Annotated in this window: 15 protein-coding genes; 4 read left to right on the forward strand and 11 right to left on the reverse strand. The window is 45.0% G+C overall.

Features of this window, described 5'->3' with window-relative positions:
* Window positions 1–166: 166 nt before the first annotated feature.
* Entirely contained in the window at window positions 167–1,078 is a 912-nt protein-coding gene (locus OCU49_RS17230; RefSeq protein WP_261841794.1) for a LysR family transcriptional regulator, read from the reverse strand.
* 139 nt (window positions 1,079–1,217) lie between these two features.
* Here OCU49_RS17230 and OCU49_RS17235 point away from each other — a divergent pair, with 139 nt between their 5' ends.
* Together OCU49_RS17235 and OCU49_RS17240 are read left to right on the forward strand one after the other, a co-directional pair.
* Window positions 1,218–2,135: an NHL repeat-containing protein gene (locus tag OCU49_RS17235; RefSeq protein ID WP_261841795.1), complete on the forward strand. Its 918-nt coding sequence runs from the start codon at window positions 1,218–1,220 to the stop codon at window positions 2,133–2,135.
* Window positions 2,136–2,855: 720 nt separating this feature from the next.
* Window positions 2,856–4,532 carry an amidohydrolase gene (locus tag OCU49_RS17240; RefSeq protein WP_261841796.1) on the forward strand — a complete coding sequence of 559 codons (1,677 nt, stop codon included), beginning with the start codon at window positions 2,856–2,858 and terminating at the stop codon, window positions 4,530–4,532.
* A 244-nt stretch (window positions 4,533–4,776) separates the two neighbouring features.
* Here the strand turns inward: OCU49_RS17240 and OCU49_RS17245 are convergent, their stop codons facing one another.
* The 5 genes from OCU49_RS17245 to OCU49_RS17265 form a co-directional block, all read right to left on the reverse strand.
* Window positions 4,777–5,139: a cupin domain-containing protein gene (locus tag OCU49_RS17245; RefSeq protein ID WP_261841797.1), complete on the reverse strand. Its 363-nt coding sequence runs from the start codon at window positions 5,137–5,139 to the stop codon at window positions 4,777–4,779.
* Between the two features lie 184 nt (window positions 5,140–5,323).
* Window positions 5,324–5,674 carry a hypothetical protein gene (locus OCU49_RS17250; RefSeq protein WP_261841798.1) on the reverse strand — a complete coding sequence of 117 codons (351 nt, stop codon included), beginning with the start codon at window positions 5,672–5,674 and terminating at the stop codon, window positions 5,324–5,326.
* A 93-nt stretch (window positions 5,675–5,767) separates the two neighbouring features.
* Window positions 5,768–6,121: a hypothetical protein gene (locus tag OCU49_RS17255; RefSeq protein WP_261841799.1), complete on the reverse strand. Its 354-nt coding sequence runs from the start codon at window positions 6,119–6,121 to the stop codon at window positions 5,768–5,770.
* A 280-nt stretch (window positions 6,122–6,401) separates the two neighbouring features.
* Window positions 6,402–6,608: a cold-shock protein gene (locus OCU49_RS17260; protein ID WP_261841800.1), complete on the reverse strand. Its 207-nt coding sequence runs from the start codon at window positions 6,606–6,608 to the stop codon at window positions 6,402–6,404.
* Window positions 6,609–7,009: 401 nt separating this feature from the next.
* Complete coding sequence (locus tag OCU49_RS17265; protein ID WP_261841801.1) at window positions 7,010–7,921, reverse strand: LysR family transcriptional regulator; 912 nt, start codon at window positions 7,919–7,921, stop codon at window positions 7,010–7,012.
* A gap of 114 nt (window positions 7,922–8,035) precedes the next feature.
* Here OCU49_RS17265 and OCU49_RS17270 point away from each other — a divergent pair, with 114 nt between their 5' ends.
* Window positions 8,036–8,758, forward strand: a complete 723-nt coding sequence (locus OCU49_RS17270) for an SDR family oxidoreductase (protein ID WP_261841802.1) — start codon at window positions 8,036–8,038, stop codon at window positions 8,756–8,758.
* A gap of 105 nt (window positions 8,759–8,863) precedes the next feature.
* On the opposite strand, the gene OCU49_RS17275 is transcribed toward OCU49_RS17270, so the two are convergent.
* Together OCU49_RS17275 and OCU49_RS17280 are read right to left on the reverse strand one after the other, a co-directional pair.
* Entirely contained in the window at window positions 8,864–11,281 is a 2,418-nt protein-coding gene (locus OCU49_RS17275; RefSeq protein WP_261841803.1) for a bifunctional diguanylate cyclase/phosphodiesterase, read from the reverse strand.
* 32 nt (window positions 11,282–11,313) lie between these two features.
* Window positions 11,314–12,072: a transporter substrate-binding domain-containing protein gene (locus tag OCU49_RS17280; protein ID WP_261841804.1), complete on the reverse strand. Its 759-nt coding sequence runs from the start codon at window positions 12,070–12,072 to the stop codon at window positions 11,314–11,316.
* A 150-nt stretch (window positions 12,073–12,222) separates the two neighbouring features.
* Between OCU49_RS17280 and OCU49_RS17285 the strand changes: the two genes are divergently transcribed.
* The gene (locus OCU49_RS17285; RefSeq protein WP_261841805.1) at window positions 12,223–12,435 is read left to right on the forward strand and encodes a hypothetical protein; all 213 of its coding nucleotides are present in this window, start codon (window positions 12,223–12,225) and stop codon (window positions 12,433–12,435) included.
* On the opposite strand, the gene OCU49_RS17290 is transcribed toward OCU49_RS17285, so the two are convergent.
* The 3 genes from OCU49_RS17290 to OCU49_RS17300 all read right to left on the reverse strand — a co-directional run bounded on the left by OCU49_RS17290 (window position 12,425) and on the right by OCU49_RS17300 (window position 15,733).
* Complete coding sequence (locus OCU49_RS17290; protein ID WP_261841806.1) at window positions 12,425–13,042, reverse strand: hypothetical protein; 618 nt, start codon at window positions 13,040–13,042, stop codon at window positions 12,425–12,427. The genes OCU49_RS17285 and OCU49_RS17290 overlap by 11 nt on opposite strands.
* 91 nt (window positions 13,043–13,133) lie before the next feature.
* Entirely contained in the window at window positions 13,134–15,083 is a 1,950-nt protein-coding gene (locus OCU49_RS17295; RefSeq protein WP_261841807.1) for a monovalent cation:proton antiporter-2 (CPA2) family protein, read from the reverse strand.
* Window positions 15,080–15,733 carry an NAD(P)H-dependent oxidoreductase gene (locus tag OCU49_RS17300; protein WP_261841808.1) on the reverse strand — a complete coding sequence of 218 codons (654 nt, stop codon included), beginning with the start codon at window positions 15,731–15,733 and terminating at the stop codon, window positions 15,080–15,082. The genes OCU49_RS17295 and OCU49_RS17300 overlap by 4 nt, the downstream gene beginning before the upstream one ends.
* Between the last annotated feature and the right edge of the window lie 382 nt (window positions 15,734–16,115).

The raw sequence follows: 16,115 nt of genomic DNA on the forward strand, positions 1-16,115 counted from the left end.
TGATTGAACAAAAAATAGCCAACCAACTTTAAGAAGGCAGGCATTATAATGATTCGCACGCAAAGATATAGACTGCTGACGATCTATTGCCCTTACTTTGTCCCCACAATTTGTAAATTAATGAACAGACTCCTAAAAAGTCTGAAAATAACAGGCAGCAGCACTGCTACGAATAGCTGGTAGCTTTAAGTTTTTCCCGGAAGAATTCAACAGAGCGACGAACTTTTGGTAGCTGAAAGCGGTTTTTTAAATACAGTAAGTAAATCCCCATCGACTGATCACGAATCATTCTTGGAGGGTTATCGAAATCGACCTTAACCAGCTGTTTGTTTAACAGATACGGTCTGATAGCCCACATGGGCAATAAGCACATGCCCTTGCCAGCAATAATATTATTCAACATCAGCTGAAATGAGTTGGTTATTGCCGCCGCTTCCAAATCTAAAATTTGCTCACTGGGTTGATCAACTATCCACCAGGGCATCTGTCCGTCAGGACCTCGAAAGTAAATGACCTTATGTCCTTCAAGCTCGTCGACAGAAGTCGGAACGCCGAATTGCTCTAAATAACCCGGGCTGGCACACACATGTAACTCATTCTCCATTACCTTTTCAGCCATCAGACGCTTATCAGGCATAGGCCCTCCTCTGAAGGCAATATCCACATCACTCAGCGTTAAGTCTTTAACCTGATCAGAAAAGTCGGCATCAACTATGATCTTAGGATACGTATCCTGTAATTCTTCAATTAGAGGCACCAGAACCCGTTCTCCAAAAAACGTCATGGCACTAATTCGTAATGTTCCACAAGGCTCGCTCTGGTAATTAGCAACAAGTTCATCAGCAGATGCCAGCTTATCTGCTACATGTTGGCAACTGTCTAAATACAGCAGTCCAACCTCTGTCAGACGTATTTTCCTGGTAGAACGTATAATTAGTTCCGTTTTGAGCGAAGACTCTAAGGCGGATATTTGCCGTGAAACACTTGATACAGGCATATGAAGTTTGTCCGCAGCACGGCTAAAACTTCCGACTTCTGCAACACAAATAAAACACTTAATCGCCTTCAGCTGATCCATCACACATCTCACTTATTGCAGAATATGCAAAATAGATTATCACTTTACCCTCTAAATCAGCAAAAAACTCTATGTTAAGTTTTTACAACGCCAACGCTATCGAGGCTAAGGAGCACATCACTTTGCTCTCGCCCCGGCAATGATATTTAGCAGCCTGATTTCACTTACAGATCAGACCTTAAACTCAAGAGAGAGCCCGAAAATGAAACTTTTTACTTATGCCTTTATCGGTCTAAGCCTGACAACACTCCCCTTAACCAGCCACGCTGATGCCGCCAAGCAACGGACGATTAACACTGGTTATACAAATGCTGAGGCAGTGTCTGTCGACCCGAAAACTGAAATCACATACATCTCTGTGGTTGGGCAAATGAACGGAGTTGATGGTGATGGTTTTATAGCTAAGCTCGAGCCCGGAGCAAGTGAGCCGACTAAATTCCTAAGCGGATTAAACGGACCAAAAGGTTCACAAATTAAAGACGGCAAGCTCTATCTTGTAGAAGTGGATAAGATACTGATCATCGACTTAAAAACCAAAGAAACAAAATCAGTCAATCTGCCACAGGCTGCCTTTCCGTTAGACCTGGCTCTTGATAGCAAAGGCAATATCTTTGTGACAGATCCGCCAAAGAATTCTATTTATAAAATTACAAATGGCACTGTCAGTACACTCATCGAAAATAAGAAGCTCAGTTACCCAAATGGTATTGAGGCCATGCCGAATGGTGACCTCCTTGTCGCTTCATGGGGCGAAGTAACCAACGAGAACACCTGGGAAACGTCAGAGCCGGGCCGAATCATCCATGTAAACGCAACGGGCCATATTATTGACAGAACTGAGCCTCTGGCAAATTTTGACGGGCTGGAAACCGCTGCTGATGGCTATGTTGCAACCGGTTTCAATGATGGAAAGCTATACCATTACAATGCTGATAACCGCAAAGTTTCAACTATCAAAAAATACCAGGAAGGATTAGCCGATATTGCCTTCGGTAAAGGTGTGACATATACCGTCAACTTCAATAATTCTGAAGTGGGTATAGAAGTATCCAAATAGTAATTTAAGGCTAAAGATACCAAACCTTAAATAAGTGTTTGCACATTGTATTCCTGATTCATGTGATCTTTACCCAATGAACTTCATTGGGTATTTTTTTAGATCTTAATAATCATTAACACGGCAACTGCTGGTAGCTTCATACTTTTCACTGCACCAGTAGCGTTTTCATTCAGGAATGACAGCACAGAATCTCTGCACTCACACAGATGTAAAGACGTGACGATTCCCTGACCAACGTTTCACACAAAAGCACATAGTAAATCGAACTGTCAGCAGCTCAATAGCGACGCACTGACCTGATATTGGGTTAATACATAAGAAGAAAAACTAAAGACAGATAGAAGATAATCTAAACATAATTTAATTATTCTATTATTTATCAGTAAGTTATCGAAAGATCAGCTAATACAAAATACCAGCACACTACCCAAGTTGGGTAATGGGTAGCTGGTTATATGCCCACGACCTCCATAGACTTGTCGGGTCGCTGTCAGTCCTAACCCCCCCGTCAGCCTGACGGCGACCTCATGTAAAGTTACGGAACGCAATTCCTTTGTTGAGCACACGGACTGTGCACATGACCCTCTGCTTTCAGCGATAAGATTCAAACACCAGCATCAACAATTGATGATGCTGAGTATTTATCATTATTCTGTCCTTACACTGCGCTTGTCAGAATTTTTGTTTACCATGCTCGCAGGCCCACAAGGACTCAACATGAACACAATCTCACTCTCAATAATGCTGAGCCTCAGTATGCTTGGAAGCCAAAGCGTCGCGGCTATCGAATATGCTGACACTCTGATCACCGATGCAGTGGTATACGCCGATCAGCCTGCAAACACTATTGCCATTAAGCAAGGGGTTATTACCTATGTTGGTAACGACCATACAGGCCAAAAGTATCTGGGAGCAGACACTGAAGTTCTCGATATGCAGGGCGCTATGGTATTGCCCGGTTTCATCGATAACCATAACCATGTCTTTGAAGCAGCATCTGAAGCCGGCGGGAATTGTGAAGTCAGCCCTGATGCCAACCTTGAAGGCCAGATCCCTTATCTTGAGGATTGCGCCGCACAGGCAACAGAAGGCCAGTGGCTCATCGGCTATGGCTTCACACTGGAGCTAATACTCAGTGAGAACAACAAACAAACGCCGCTGGAAGTACTTGATGATATTTTCCCTGAACATCCGGTCATCATCATGGAGCAGACCTCTCACTCTATGTGGGTGAATTCTGCAGCCTTAGAGCTGGCAGGTATCACTGTCCGTTCAGAAGAACCCCAAGGTGGCAAATACCTTAAAGATCCACTTACCGGCGGGCTTAACGGCATTCTGCTGGATAACGCCGGTGACATTGTGATGGAACAGGCCTGGAACAGCCTGAATAATATTTTCCAGCAAAGCTATCAGGGCCTGCAAAACGGCTTAGCGGAAGCAGCAGCCAACGGTATAACAACTATTGGCGACGGCCGTCTGTACTGGAAACGTGGCTGGTTTGATGTCTGGAAAGCTGCAGAAAACAATGGCGACCTAACGTCCAGGGTGTCGTTACGCCCCTGGATTTACCCGCAGGATGAACCGGAAGCCCAGCTGGAATTTCTCAAAAAAATTCAGTCACGTAACCCTGAAAACCTGCTGATTATTGATCAGGTAAAGATGTATAGCGACGGCATTTTGATAAATGGTACGGCCAAAGTCGTCGCACCCTATAGATACAAGTTAGTGGAAAACCTCCCCTTCGGTCTGAACTATATCCCACCAGAGGACATGCAATTCTGGCTAACCAAGCTGGATAAAATCAATTACGGTGCGCATATTCACGCGATTGGCGACGGGGCTGTTCGTGAATCCCTTAATGCGATTGAATACGCCCGGGAACAAGGTTCAGAAAGGGATTACACCCTTACCCATGTTGAAATGATTCAGAACGTTGATATCCAACGCTTTAAACCACTAAAGGTAACCGCTGACTTTCAGGTAGGTTCTGACTATATCGTCGCACAGGATCACAGTTGGGCAGAGCCTTTTATTGGTCAAAAACGCGCCCATTCACTTATGCGGCTGCGGCCTGTTTTTGACACTGGAGCAAATCTAACACTAAGCAGTGACTGGAATGTAAACGATATTAATCCCTTAGTAGGCATTGCCAACAGCCTGAGGATGGCAAAAACTGGTTTACCGGATATCAGCTCTGCAATAGATGCTTACACTATCAACCCGGCAATCAGCTTAGGGCTGGATGACATTACCGGCAGCATAACTGTAGGAAAGTCAGCTGATCTGGTTGTACTGGATGAAGACATTACCGAGCTACCAGCCAACAAGATTGCAGATACAGAAATTCTTATGACCATACTTCAGGGCGAAGTTGTATTTGATGCTGAAGAATAAGCGACTGAGTAAATGCATGCTGCCAGAACAGTTCAGCAGGCGGTTTGCTACTGCTGAACATCGGCTTAGAAAATGACTAGCCATCGCCTTATTTTCCCACCGACAAACATTGCTTATGACAACCTGGAAAGCTGCCGAAATAGTCGGAACACATAAAGAAACAATCAGCTAATGCCTTCCATCAAGGAAAGTATAAAAGGAAGGCATAAAACAGGAGACGCGGGCACGCCTCCAGAGATAAAAATTATGCGCCGTAAATCACATACACTTTGCGCAGTGTTTCATGCACAGTCCAGTTGCCACACCAGCCAACTGGGAACACAGCACTTGAACCTGCAGTCAGTTCTACGGCTTCACCGCCATCTTCAACGACCGTCATCCGACCAGACAATACGTAAATAACTTCGCCACGGGTCATAAATTCCCAGCGTGACTCACCTGGTTCACACTCCCATGTACCAGACATAACATTTTGTTCTTCTGTATTAAAAAACACCTGACTACGGGTCGTGATGTCACCGGAAAGTGGTTCAGCTGTTGGTTGTGCCAGTGGTTTTTCATTCAACTGATCAGCTGGAATTTCAGCCGCGCGGTAAGTAATTGTCATGCAATATCTCCTGTAAACATATGGTTTACAGCAAAATAACATCAAGCCCATAACAGGATTTGCTTGTTTGCGGCAGAACCAGTCTAAGACCTATAAAAAAAGCGTCTGAACTACCGCTCAGACGCCTTATAAAATCAATGCATTACCGCTTAGCTTATTGCTTTTTCAACTTCAAATAGTGATCTCAGTTAGCATCAAAGAATATTTCCCTGAGTGCCTGATGTTTAGCCCGAATATACAGATCCCGGGAAAGTTCTTCGGGTAAGGTGATCCGTTCACCATCACGGGAAAGCGCTATTTTCTCCAGCTCTTTAAACTGCAGAGAGTCTATCTTATATTGCTTCATCTGCCGGGCCGAGATACCAATTAAAACCAGCGGATAGCACTCACCTGTTCTACAAACAAAATCTGAACCTGTAGGCGCCTGATTGCCAATTTTGACACCCTGCCAACTGACACCTTTCTTTATCGTATAAGCAGAATCAGCCTGAACCAAACCAGCTATAAGCACCAGTATTAAAAGACTGTAACGCATACCTAACCTCCACATCTTTGCTCAACTGAAACTGCTATACGCAGGCTTCCTGAAATCAGTTCAGCCATCAGCGTTGGCTGACATAACTACAAGCTATTTCGAATCGGAAATTTTTGCCCGCTGTACTTTGTCACGGCTGCGTTTGAATAGCACACTGGCCAGATCAGCAGGCAATGTAATGCGATCTCCGTTAGTTGATGTCGCCACTTTCTGCAGGGCATTAAAGCTCAGTGAGCCCAACTGATACTGTTGCTTCAACTCACGGGGAACAGTGATATTTTTAAACAATGGATAACACTGATAATTACGGCAGATATGATCAGCACCGGAAAGAGAGGAAGAACCAATTTTAACGCCCTGCCAACTGACGCCTTTTTTCACGGTATAGTTTGCATCCGCATGAACCAGACCAGCTACAAGAGCCAGTATCAAAAGACTGTAACGCATAAGCCACCTCCACAAAAATCATGTGCGCCGAGTATGAATTGCTATATGAGTGTCTAGACAGTACAGATCTGTAAACGTTCATGCCGGCTAAACAGCCTGCTACAGAAACAGCGATGTATCCGTATCAAAAAAGTGTCAGAAGCACTTATATAAGAAGAGGCAGTAAAGAAGGAAAAGAAAACCATGTAAAACAGGCTTTAGCGACCTTGCGTCGGCTAAAAAAAGACAAAAAAAAGCAGATCCTAAGATCTGCTTTTCTATATAAGCTGAATATCAGTTGTTACAGAACAACGATGTTCTCAGCTTGTGGGCCTTTCTGGCCGCTTGTAACTGTGAATTCAACTTGCTGGCCTTCAGCCAGAGTTTTGAATCCTGAACCCTGAATCGCGCTGAAGTGTGCGAAAACATCTGGGCCAGACTCTTGCTCGATGAAACCAAAACCTTTAGTTTCGTTGAACCACTTAACAGTACCGGTAGTTTTAGACATGATAAATATCCTGAATTTTAAATTTAATATGTGCCCACATTAGCAGGCGATAATCGCATAAAAAATAGACTGAAACTTAAACTTAAAAACTGCAGGACCAGGCTTACGAATAAAACTGCGAAATGTAGATTTGTAAATAAAAGACTTCTTTTTAGCTGCTGCGAACTTTATAGATATCCCTTTCGCTTGTCCAGTACTTATTTCAAAATATCTAAAGTTTTTTCCTAGCAAACAATCACCTATAGAAAATCACAGGAATTCACCGTGGTAAAAAAAGCTAAAAGAATCGACTCTTCATGATCTTAGCTATCCCTCAGCGACCAAGGCACAGCGTTCATTGCTGTTTGTGCAGCCTCTTTGCGGCAAGACGACAGCAAGTTTTACAGCCTTTTCTCAATAAATTAGCCGGGCTCACGTACTAACGCATCCTGATAACGTGCTTCAAAATGCTCTTTCAGCCATTCCATCAACACTCTTACCCTGTGCAACTGATGACGCAGCGGCGGACAGAGCAAGGTCAGCTGAGTTTGCTCAGACCATTCTGGCAACACCTCAATCAGCTTGCCAGCTTGCAGGTCTGCCTGTACATAGACATCAGCCAACCTGGTTACGCCTAATCCGGCCAGTGCGGCTTGTCGCATTACCCGACCACTGGTCACTTTAATCCCCTGCGCCACGTGAATTGTCTTTTGCTCCGCCGCCCGGCTAAGCGTCCAGTGATCAACGCTGCCACATATCAACGGCAGATTTTTCAGATCATCCGGTTCTTTAATACCATGATGCGTCTGCAAAAATTCCGGACTGGCCACATAACGTGTGGTTACCGAATGCAGCCTTCTGGCAATCAGGCTCGAATCTGGCAGCTCACCCATCCGCATTACCAGATCATAATGGCTGGCAATCAGGTCGACATGTATGCTCGAAAAGTCCAGATCGACACGTATATCCGGATGCTGCCGCTGAAAATCAATGATAAGCGGTGCCAACAAATCTTCACCAAAAGGCCCGCCAACGGCATTCATACGAATTAAACCTTTGAGTTCATCTGTAGATTGGCTCGCCCATTCAGCAGCCGAGTCCAGCTGCTGCATAGCTAGTTTACAGCGCTCATAGTAACCCTGGCCGATTTCCGTCAGCCGCAACTGTCTGGTTGTTCGATACAGCAACTGCACACTCAGCGCCGCTTCCAGATCCGTCACCAGCTGACTCAGGTTAGCTTTAGAAAACCCTGAGACCTCTGCCGCAGCAGTAAAGCCACCATGTTCCGCAACATATATAAATGCGCGTATGCCCCGCCAGGAAATATTGTTCATATAAACCAAACAATGTTTTCAGATTAGTGATATTTATCACACTAATATCAAATCCTATCATGTGCAACATCCAAATAGCTTCATGCCATGAAGGCATTCAAAAGAGATAAACACATGACTAAATCACTGGTAGTTATCACGGGCGCAAGTTCAGGTATTGGCGCGGCTATGGCACAACAGTTTTCAGCTGCAGGTCACCCTTTACTCTTAGTTGCCCGCCGGATAGAAAAACTGCAAGCACTGAACTTGCCTAACGCTTTATATCGTCAGGTTGATATGACAGATGCCGCTGCTTTTCGAGCAGCCATCGCAGAAGCTGAGGCGATCCACGGCCCTGTCGATTGTCTGGTCAATAATGCAGGCTTAATGCTGCTTGGGCAGATAGACACGCAGGATCCAATGGAATGGCAACGTATGTATGACATTAACGTCATCGCCCTACTGAACAGCATGCAGGCGGTACTGGGTGATATGAAAGCCCGCAATGCCGGCACCATTATCAATGTCAGCTCTATCGCAGGGAAAAAATCGTTCCCGAACCATGCCGCTTATGTAGGTACTAAATTTGCGGTATCAGCAATGAGTGAAAATATCCGCGAAGAAGTCGCCGACAGCAATGTACGTATCATGAGTATTTGCCCAGGCGCAGTAGAAACCGAACTGCTGGGGCACACCACTTCACAAGACATCATTGATGGCTACGAAGACTGGAAGCAGGCAATGGGGGGCGTATTAGTCGCGGACGATATCGCTCGTACCGCAGCCTTCATGTATGCGCAGCCTCAGGGTGTAAACATCCGCGATGTTGTTATTACCGCAACCCGTCAGCAACCGTAATTTATATTATCAAAACCATGATTCGAGTTTTATACCGAATCAACTGATAAGATCAGTGAGCCTTTCTGACTCACTGATTTTTCGACTTTCCCTTCTATACAGAGCTCAGCTGGCAGTGGTCTCTACACTTTGCTGCAACATCTCATATATTTGGGAAGCCGGTACCGGTTTAGAGAACAAATACCCCTGAAAGCAGCAACAGCCAAGCGATTGCAGAGCAAATCGTTCTTCTTTCGTCTCAACGCCTTCTGCAATCACCTGTAAATCAAGCCGATCTGCAGTCGCGATGATAACCTCGATAATCGCTGCTTCTTCAGATAAGGAGCGTAGACCTGCAACAAATGAGCGATCTATTTTAAGAACATCCAGTGGCAAATACCGCAGATATTTTAATGATGAATAACCCGTGCCAAAATCATCAATAGCGAAGGAGATGCCTCGCTGTTTTAGCAGATTCATTTTGTTACTGGCCACCTCAAACTTGTTCAGCAGCATATTTTCAGTAATTTCCAGTTCTATCATGTTGCCGGAAATTTTCGAGGCATCTAACAAAGCGAATAAGGTTTCAACAAAGTTAACCTGCATAAACTGTAACGGACTGATATTAATCGACAGCCTTCGAAATGACTCGGGTAATCCCTGGACCCGCCACTGCGCTAATAAACGCAAACTTTCTGCTATGACCCATTCACCCACTTCAATGATTTGACCGCTGTCTTCAGCAACAGGGATGAATTCACCAGGTAAAATTAATCCCCTCTGAGGATGATTCCAGCGCACCAGAGCTTCCGCACCAATAATCTTATCGTCGATATCTGTTTGTGGCTGAAACCACAGCTCTAACTCTTGATTATCAACCGCCAGATGCAAACCTTTTTCAACATCCAGCCTTTGTTGAGCAGATGATTGCATCTCCGGATCAAAAAACTGGAAGCAATTTCGCCCCAGAGCTTTCGCTTTATATAAAGCGGTGTCGGCGCAACGTAATACATCACTGGCAACATTGCTTTTATCCGGAAACATACTGATACCAATACTGGCAGAACAGTACAAAGTATGGCTGTTCACTTCGAACGGAGCCCTTATTTGCTCTAATACCTGTAAAGCAAGGTTAGCGGCAATTTCAGCACTGACTTCTGCATTCTCGCCAATCTCAGGCAGCAGTACGACAAACTCATCACCACCAAATCGTGAGCATGTACTGGTAGCTGGCAGTATTTTCTTTATGCGGTTTGCAATCTCACAAAGAAGCGCATCTCCAACACCGTGCCCAAGTGAATCATTCACCGTTTTAAAACGGTCTAAATCCAGATACAGAACAGCGCCAAATTTATGATTGGCATTGTGCAATTCTAAAGAAGAAGTAAGTCTGTCCATAAACAGACGACGATTGGGCAAAGCTGTTAGCGGATCGAAAAAAGCCAGATCATATATTTGCTTTTCAGCTTCTTTACGTACAGAAATATCCCGTACCATAATCAGCAAATAATCAGACTCTTCTAATACCAGTTTAATGACCCGGGCTTCTATAGGAATCAACGTCCCATTTTTACTCCTGTAACTATCTTCGAAACTGGTTACCTGCTGTTCGTCCAGCGAAGCAAAAAGTGACACTAACTCATCATGAGAATAGTTTTGACTGAACTCAGACATATTTCTCTTCAGCAAACATGCCTTGGTTTCAGCAAGATACTGAGCAGCCCGATTATTCACCTGCACGATACGGGTATCAGGAAAGCATAAAAACATTGCATCGCCGGCATTATCCATGAGCGTCCGGGAAAAACTCTCACTTTTAGACAACTCCTGAATAGTCTCATTCAGTTTGTCAGTAACCTGTTTACGCTCCTCCCAAAGACGGGAAAAACCAGCCACCAGATCGCCGATCTCATCAGTTTCTGTATAAGGTAACTGGCCCTCTTTACCTTCCCGAAGATCATTTACCCATGCCACAATATTTTCGATCGGCTTTGACAACCAGCGGTAAAACAAAATTAAAAATATTGCCGCTAAAGTTACGTCATAGAACAGGCTAAACAGAAGGCTGGTAAATGCTCTGCTGGCAAAGCTGGAAGCTATTAGCGCGGCATCTAAGTCAATACTCAGGCGAGCAGTGTTATTAGCTGACGCATCAACAGATAAAGATTCATGGATTTGTGTCTCAACTCTGAAAAAATAACTTCCCAGTAATGAAAGCCAGGAACTCTCAGTCTGCGGGCGAGAATGCTCTGCCAGAGGATCACCAAAATCATCCACTAACTTAGCACTGTAGATTTCCGGATAAGCGATCAGAGCTTTAGTAATCTCTTCTGCCTGTCCCTGGTTAAGGTTATACACAGCTAAGCTTGCGGTTTCCCGGTGCAGCGTCAAAATCCGCTCAATACCCGCTTGCAAACTGCGCCTTTCCTGTTGAAGGTCAAGTGTAATTTGCCAACCGGTGGAGACTAAGCCCAGCAATATTGATATCAACAGCACTACACGCGCTTGCTTGAACGCAATTCTATGCTTGCTATTAAGTGACATAAATACCGACCGTATTCGACATCATCAGCATTTTATAAATACTGCTCATAAATAGCGTCAAACCTGCCGGAAGCTTTTATTTTTGCCAGACCGGTATTAAACAACTGCAGCAAACGCTGCGAATCAGGGTAACCTTTGCTCAAACAGAGATGAAAAGAAGAACTTTCCTTATCAGTAAATCTTTTTATTTTTATATCGTCCTGTATGCCTAACTGCCCGGCACGATACAAAGTGGTTAGCTCGCCACTATAAAAAACGTCAATATCACGATAAACAACCGACTTAATTCCGTTGTCCATTTCTGCAGTTGTAGTGTGAGGAATATTCTTACGCACCAGCTCACGCTGAATCCCCCACCCCTCAACGGCTATTACCTTAAAGTTACTAAGGTCCTGGAAGTTCACCAGCTTACGATCATCTAACCCTTTAGACATCACCGCCACTTGGTTAGCCTCGCTCACCTGATCACTAAATAGCATAAAGCTAACCCTGTCAGGCCGTTTCGAGCAACTCAGCGCGCCCAAAACCCGACCATGCTCAAGGTTCTTCAGTACCCGTTTCCAGGGCGCAGTATTAATTTTTGCAGTAATACCCACAGCCGCGAATGCTTCCCGGGTAACATCGACATCTATTCCAGATATATTGTTAACGTCTGAAACAATCATGTAAGGAGGATAATCGACAGCGTACAGCTCAATAACATCTTCTGCAGCAACTACCACTGAACATAAGCAAAGCCAAATAAAAGCGAAGCAATTACGAACGCCTACCAACATTCTGGACCTCTCCATTTAAAATCCATCTTTTAGGGTGCTTACGGCTAATACAACTTAAAGAAACCAGCAATGTAAAACTGAGATGATTCGATGAATGAAGAAACATATCAACTCCAAATATCCCAGTATGAGATAAATGAAACATATGTTTAAGCTTGCGAATTAGTGACCAAACTGAAAAAAATTAGCTCAACAGCACCTGCAACAGTGCTTACAACAGTACTTACAACAAAAAGTTTTATTCAAAAAATAAACTTAAGCCTAAGCAGCCTCTGCTTACTCTATAAAGATGACTTTCAAAGTAAGGCTGAAGCGCTACAAATACAAAGCAGCCTGACCGGCAAGCAACAACAGATGCTACCAAACGCTACAACCTGAGAAGATAAAAACCGCCTAAGATATAAACCAGTGCCAGAACCAGCATTAAAAACCGCGAATATACATTTTTATAGCTGGCCGTCACTTCCCGTACTTTATTACTCAGCAACCCAACCCGCATGTACACAGCTTTTCCGTGCATTACGTCATACATAATTTTGCAGCCCATATAAGGAAGAATTGGCGCTGCATAGGCATACAACGGCAGGCTGTTTTCTGACAGCAGAGCTTTAATAAAAAGGAAGATAAATAACCCTGCGGTTACTAAGATACTTGCCAGTGCTAACGGCCTGGCCTGCTCACTGGTTCCCATGGTGATGCCCGCCAACCAAAGTTCCAAAGCACCTTCTGGAGCTTGCTCAGGCTCAGGAGCAGCCTTCACAGGTTCAGAAACTACTGACTCATTAGCTTCTGGCTCAGTAGTTTTTGGCCTCGTAGCTTTTAGCTCAGTAGTATCGTTACCAAGTAACACCTCAGTATAAGCTCCAGTACCAGCTTCCATATCTACACCGCTCAGCTCAGCGTTAGCACCACAACCAATACACTCAGCAGTATTCTGTTGATTAACCTGTTCACACTCACTACAAACCCATTCGCGCTTCATCATAATTCCTAAATCGCCTAACACTTAACACTTAGCACTTAACACTTAACAGGCGCAAAATGACTTAAAACCGGACTTAACTGCATCAGTTTCATCAAACGGGTTTCTCACTATCAGTTGGTTTGCTTTCATCACTAAAATCATCCAGATAATCCTTAGGCGGCGGCGTCCATTCCCGTTCAGACAAACCATGCCTGTCCATATGATCTTCATCCATCGCCGCCCGGATGGTTTCTTCAAACTGGATAAACAAATGCCGGAAGTGCATGTCGTATGACTGAGACTCTTCTCCGCCTAACCAGGTCTCATATAGTTTGTCTGAACTGGTGTCTTCAATGCGCTTAAACTTAACTTTCTGCTGCTCAACCAGGAAGGGATGCACACCCAGGCAACGCAAAGCCTGCGACCCTACTTCTAATGCCGAGTGGAAGGTTTCTTTCTCCACATAATCTGCCCCCGCCTGCCGGAGCATGTAGAAATGGCGGCGATCAAACGCACGGGCAATCACTTTAACCTGTGGATAGGTATGTTTCACATACTTCACAAGCTCTGTGGTGGCCTCCTGGTTATCCATAGAAACAACCAGCATCGATGCACCATCAATACCTGCCGTATGCAGCAGATCTGGGCGTGTCGCATCGCCAAAGTAGCTTTTAATATTTATTTGACGAAGGTTTTCAACCTGTGAAGCTTCATAATCAAGCACCACAGTTTTCACACCATTTGCCGTCAGTAAGCGATTAACTACCTGCCCAAAGCGGCCAACACCGGCAATAATCACAGTACCTTTTTCATCAATCTCGTCGGCTTCCCTATCATTCGACGCGTGTTCATAACGGGGCAAAATCACCTTGTCATACAAAATGAATAAGCCCGGCGTGAGAAACATAGACAGCGCGACAACCAGTGACAGTAACTGAAAGATCTCCATCGGAAGCACGTAGTTTTGTGTGGTAAAGCTCAACAACACAAATCCGAACTCACCGGCCTGCGCAAGGCTCAATGCAAACAGCCAGCGGCCAGAGCCTTTAATTTTAAAAATCACACTTAACAGCAGTAACACCAAGGCTTTTACCAGCATCACCCCAAGCGTTAGCCCGATGATCAGCGCAAAATCATCGAATAAAATGCCAAAGTTAATGCCTGCACCAACAGTAATAAAGAACAAGCCTAGCAATAAACCTTTAAACGGCTCTATGTTCGATTCCAGCTCATGACGGAACTCACTGTTCGCCAGCACCACCCCTGCCAGAAAAGTCCCAAGCGCCGGTGATAAACCGACCAGGCTCATCAATGCCGCTATACCTATCACCAGCATCAACGCCGTGGCGGTAAAAATCTCCCGTAAACCTGAACTGGCAACAAAGCGAAACAAAGGGCGACTCAAAAAGTGCCCGCCGACAACTACCCCAGCAATGCTGGCTGTAATCACAATGCCCATTGCCCATCCGGGCAAGCCTGCCACAAGGCTCATTTCTTCATGATGCTCAGCAGCACTGGCAGCCGCACTCTGCGCTTTCGCCACCAACTCCGGTAATGCCAGCAATGGAATAAACGCCAACATCGGAATCACAGCTATATCCTGAAACAGCAGAACTGAAAACGCGTTCCGCCCACCCTCTGTTTTCGTCAGCCCTTTCTCGTTAAAGGTTTGCAACACAATAGCAGTGGAAGACAGGGCAAATATCAGACCGATACTCAGCGCGATGCTCCACTGCTGATCAAAAAATAACGCAACTCCCATAACCGCTGCAGCGGTCAGGCCAAGCTGCAAACCACCTAACCCCATCAAACGGTTACGCATTGCCCACAGCATCTTTGGTTCAAGCTCTAAGCCAACCAAAAACAGCATCATCACGACACCAAACTCGGCGAAGTGCTGAATCGTTATTGTTTCATCGCCCACGAGTCCAACTACCGGCCCGATCACCACACCTGCAATCAAATATCCCAATACCGAACCTAAGCCAAAGCGCTTAGCTATTGGCACCGCAATTACTGCAGCCACCAGATAAATAAAAGCCTGCAAAAATATACCGGTCATTCGCTTGCTCCTTTCATCATGCTGCCGAGGTTTGCCGCATTCACCGTTTCATGCTCAGCCACAACATCCAGATCTAACACATCGTCAACCAAAGCAGTCAGCAGCTGACGGTAACCATCCGCATGCTTTTTTACCCGGCAATCTTCCACCGCAGTACGGGCACCAAACAACGCATAAGGCGCCAAATAACGCATACCGACTAAGTTCGACATTTGCTCCAGAGGGTGCAGTAATTCGCGGATATTAAAATGATTAAAACCTTCTGCCCGGTAATAATCCTCCTTACCTCCCGCAGTGATCGCGCACATAAAAACCTTGCCCTGCAATGCCGTGCCGCCGGTGCCATATGCAAAGCCATACTCCAGCACCAAATCCTGCCACTCTTTTAAAATGGAAGGTGTGGAATACCAATACAGAGGGAACTGAAAAATAACGACGTCATGGGCCAGCAGACGCTTCTGCTCCCGGTCGATATCAATATGAAAGGTTGGGTACTCAGCGTATAAATCGATAAAGGTGACACCATCAAGGTTATCCGCCACATTAAACAGCGGTGCATTCACCTCTGAACGGCGTAACGAAGGATGTGCGAACAATACCAATACCTTTTTAGGCGCATTTACCACGCCGTCATGCTTTTCCTGCTCCACACCCTTCCCCTTCTTACAACCGATCTCAGATCTACAGCCAATACTGAATATTCAGAGTTAGCTGTACAGAACTTTATACGCCACAAAACAAATACCCGGCGCTTTATGACAGAGGTGAGTATATCAAGCCCGAAGAACACTGCTCTAAAGATATTTAGGAGAAGGTGTATCCAGCGTTTGCGAAGATGATTTTTGGAAACGCGTAACGTACTGGCAACAACCTAAAACAGATAGCAAAAATACGTTGATTACGGTTGTTACTACAACGAAAAAGGCACGGACATTCAGACAACTAGCATCAGAAACACCTGTTCTGGAAATCATCTTTTAAACGAATAAATACCTGTTAATTCCCACTGTATTTCAGGATCAGAAAAAACGA

The sequence above is a fragment of the Aliamphritea ceti genome, from assembly GCF_024347215.1.
GTDB classification, from domain to species: Bacteria; Pseudomonadota; Gammaproteobacteria; order Pseudomonadales; family Balneatricaceae; genus Amphritea; species Amphritea ceti.

Coding starts and splice junctions, on each gene's coding strand:
- OCU49_RS17295 (WP_261841807.1), bottom strand. CDS start 15,083: ATGACCGGTATATTTTTGCAGGCTTTTATTTATCTGGTGGCTGCAGTA.
- OCU49_RS17240 (WP_261841796.1), top strand. CDS start 2,856: ATGAACACAATCTCACTCTCAATAATGCTGAGCCTCAGTATGCTTGGA.
- OCU49_RS17270 (WP_261841802.1), top strand. CDS start 8,036: ATGACTAAATCACTGGTAGTTATCACGGGCGCAAGTTCAGGTATTGGC.
- OCU49_RS17265 (WP_261841801.1), bottom strand. CDS start 7,921: ATGAACAATATTTCCTGGCGGGGCATACGCGCATTTATATATGTTGCG.
- OCU49_RS17245 (WP_261841797.1), bottom strand. CDS start 5,139: ATGACAATTACTTACCGCGCGGCTGAAATTCCAGCTGATCAGTTGAAT.
- OCU49_RS17250 (WP_261841798.1), bottom strand. CDS start 5,674: ATGCGTTACAGTCTTTTAATACTGGTGCTTATAGCTGGTTTGGTTCAG.
- OCU49_RS17290 (WP_261841806.1), bottom strand. CDS start 13,042: ATGATGAAGCGCGAATGGGTTTGTAGTGAGTGTGAACAGGTTAATCAA.
- OCU49_RS17280 (WP_261841804.1), bottom strand. CDS start 12,072: ATGGAGAGGTCCAGAATGTTGGTAGGCGTTCGTAATTGCTTCGCTTTT.
- OCU49_RS17230 (WP_261841794.1), bottom strand. CDS start 1,078: ATGGATCAGCTGAAGGCGATTAAGTGTTTTATTTGTGTTGCAGAAGTC.
- OCU49_RS17260 (WP_261841800.1), bottom strand. CDS start 6,608: ATGTCTAAAACTACCGGTACTGTTAAGTGGTTCAACGAAACTAAAGGT.
- OCU49_RS17255 (WP_261841799.1), bottom strand. CDS start 6,121: ATGCGTTACAGTCTTTTGATACTGGCTCTTGTAGCTGGTCTGGTTCAT.
- OCU49_RS17275 (WP_261841803.1), bottom strand. CDS start 11,281: ATGTCACTTAATAGCAAGCATAGAATTGCGTTCAAGCAAGCGCGTGTA.
- OCU49_RS17235 (WP_261841795.1), top strand. CDS start 1,218: ATGATATTTAGCAGCCTGATTTCACTTACAGATCAGACCTTAAACTCA.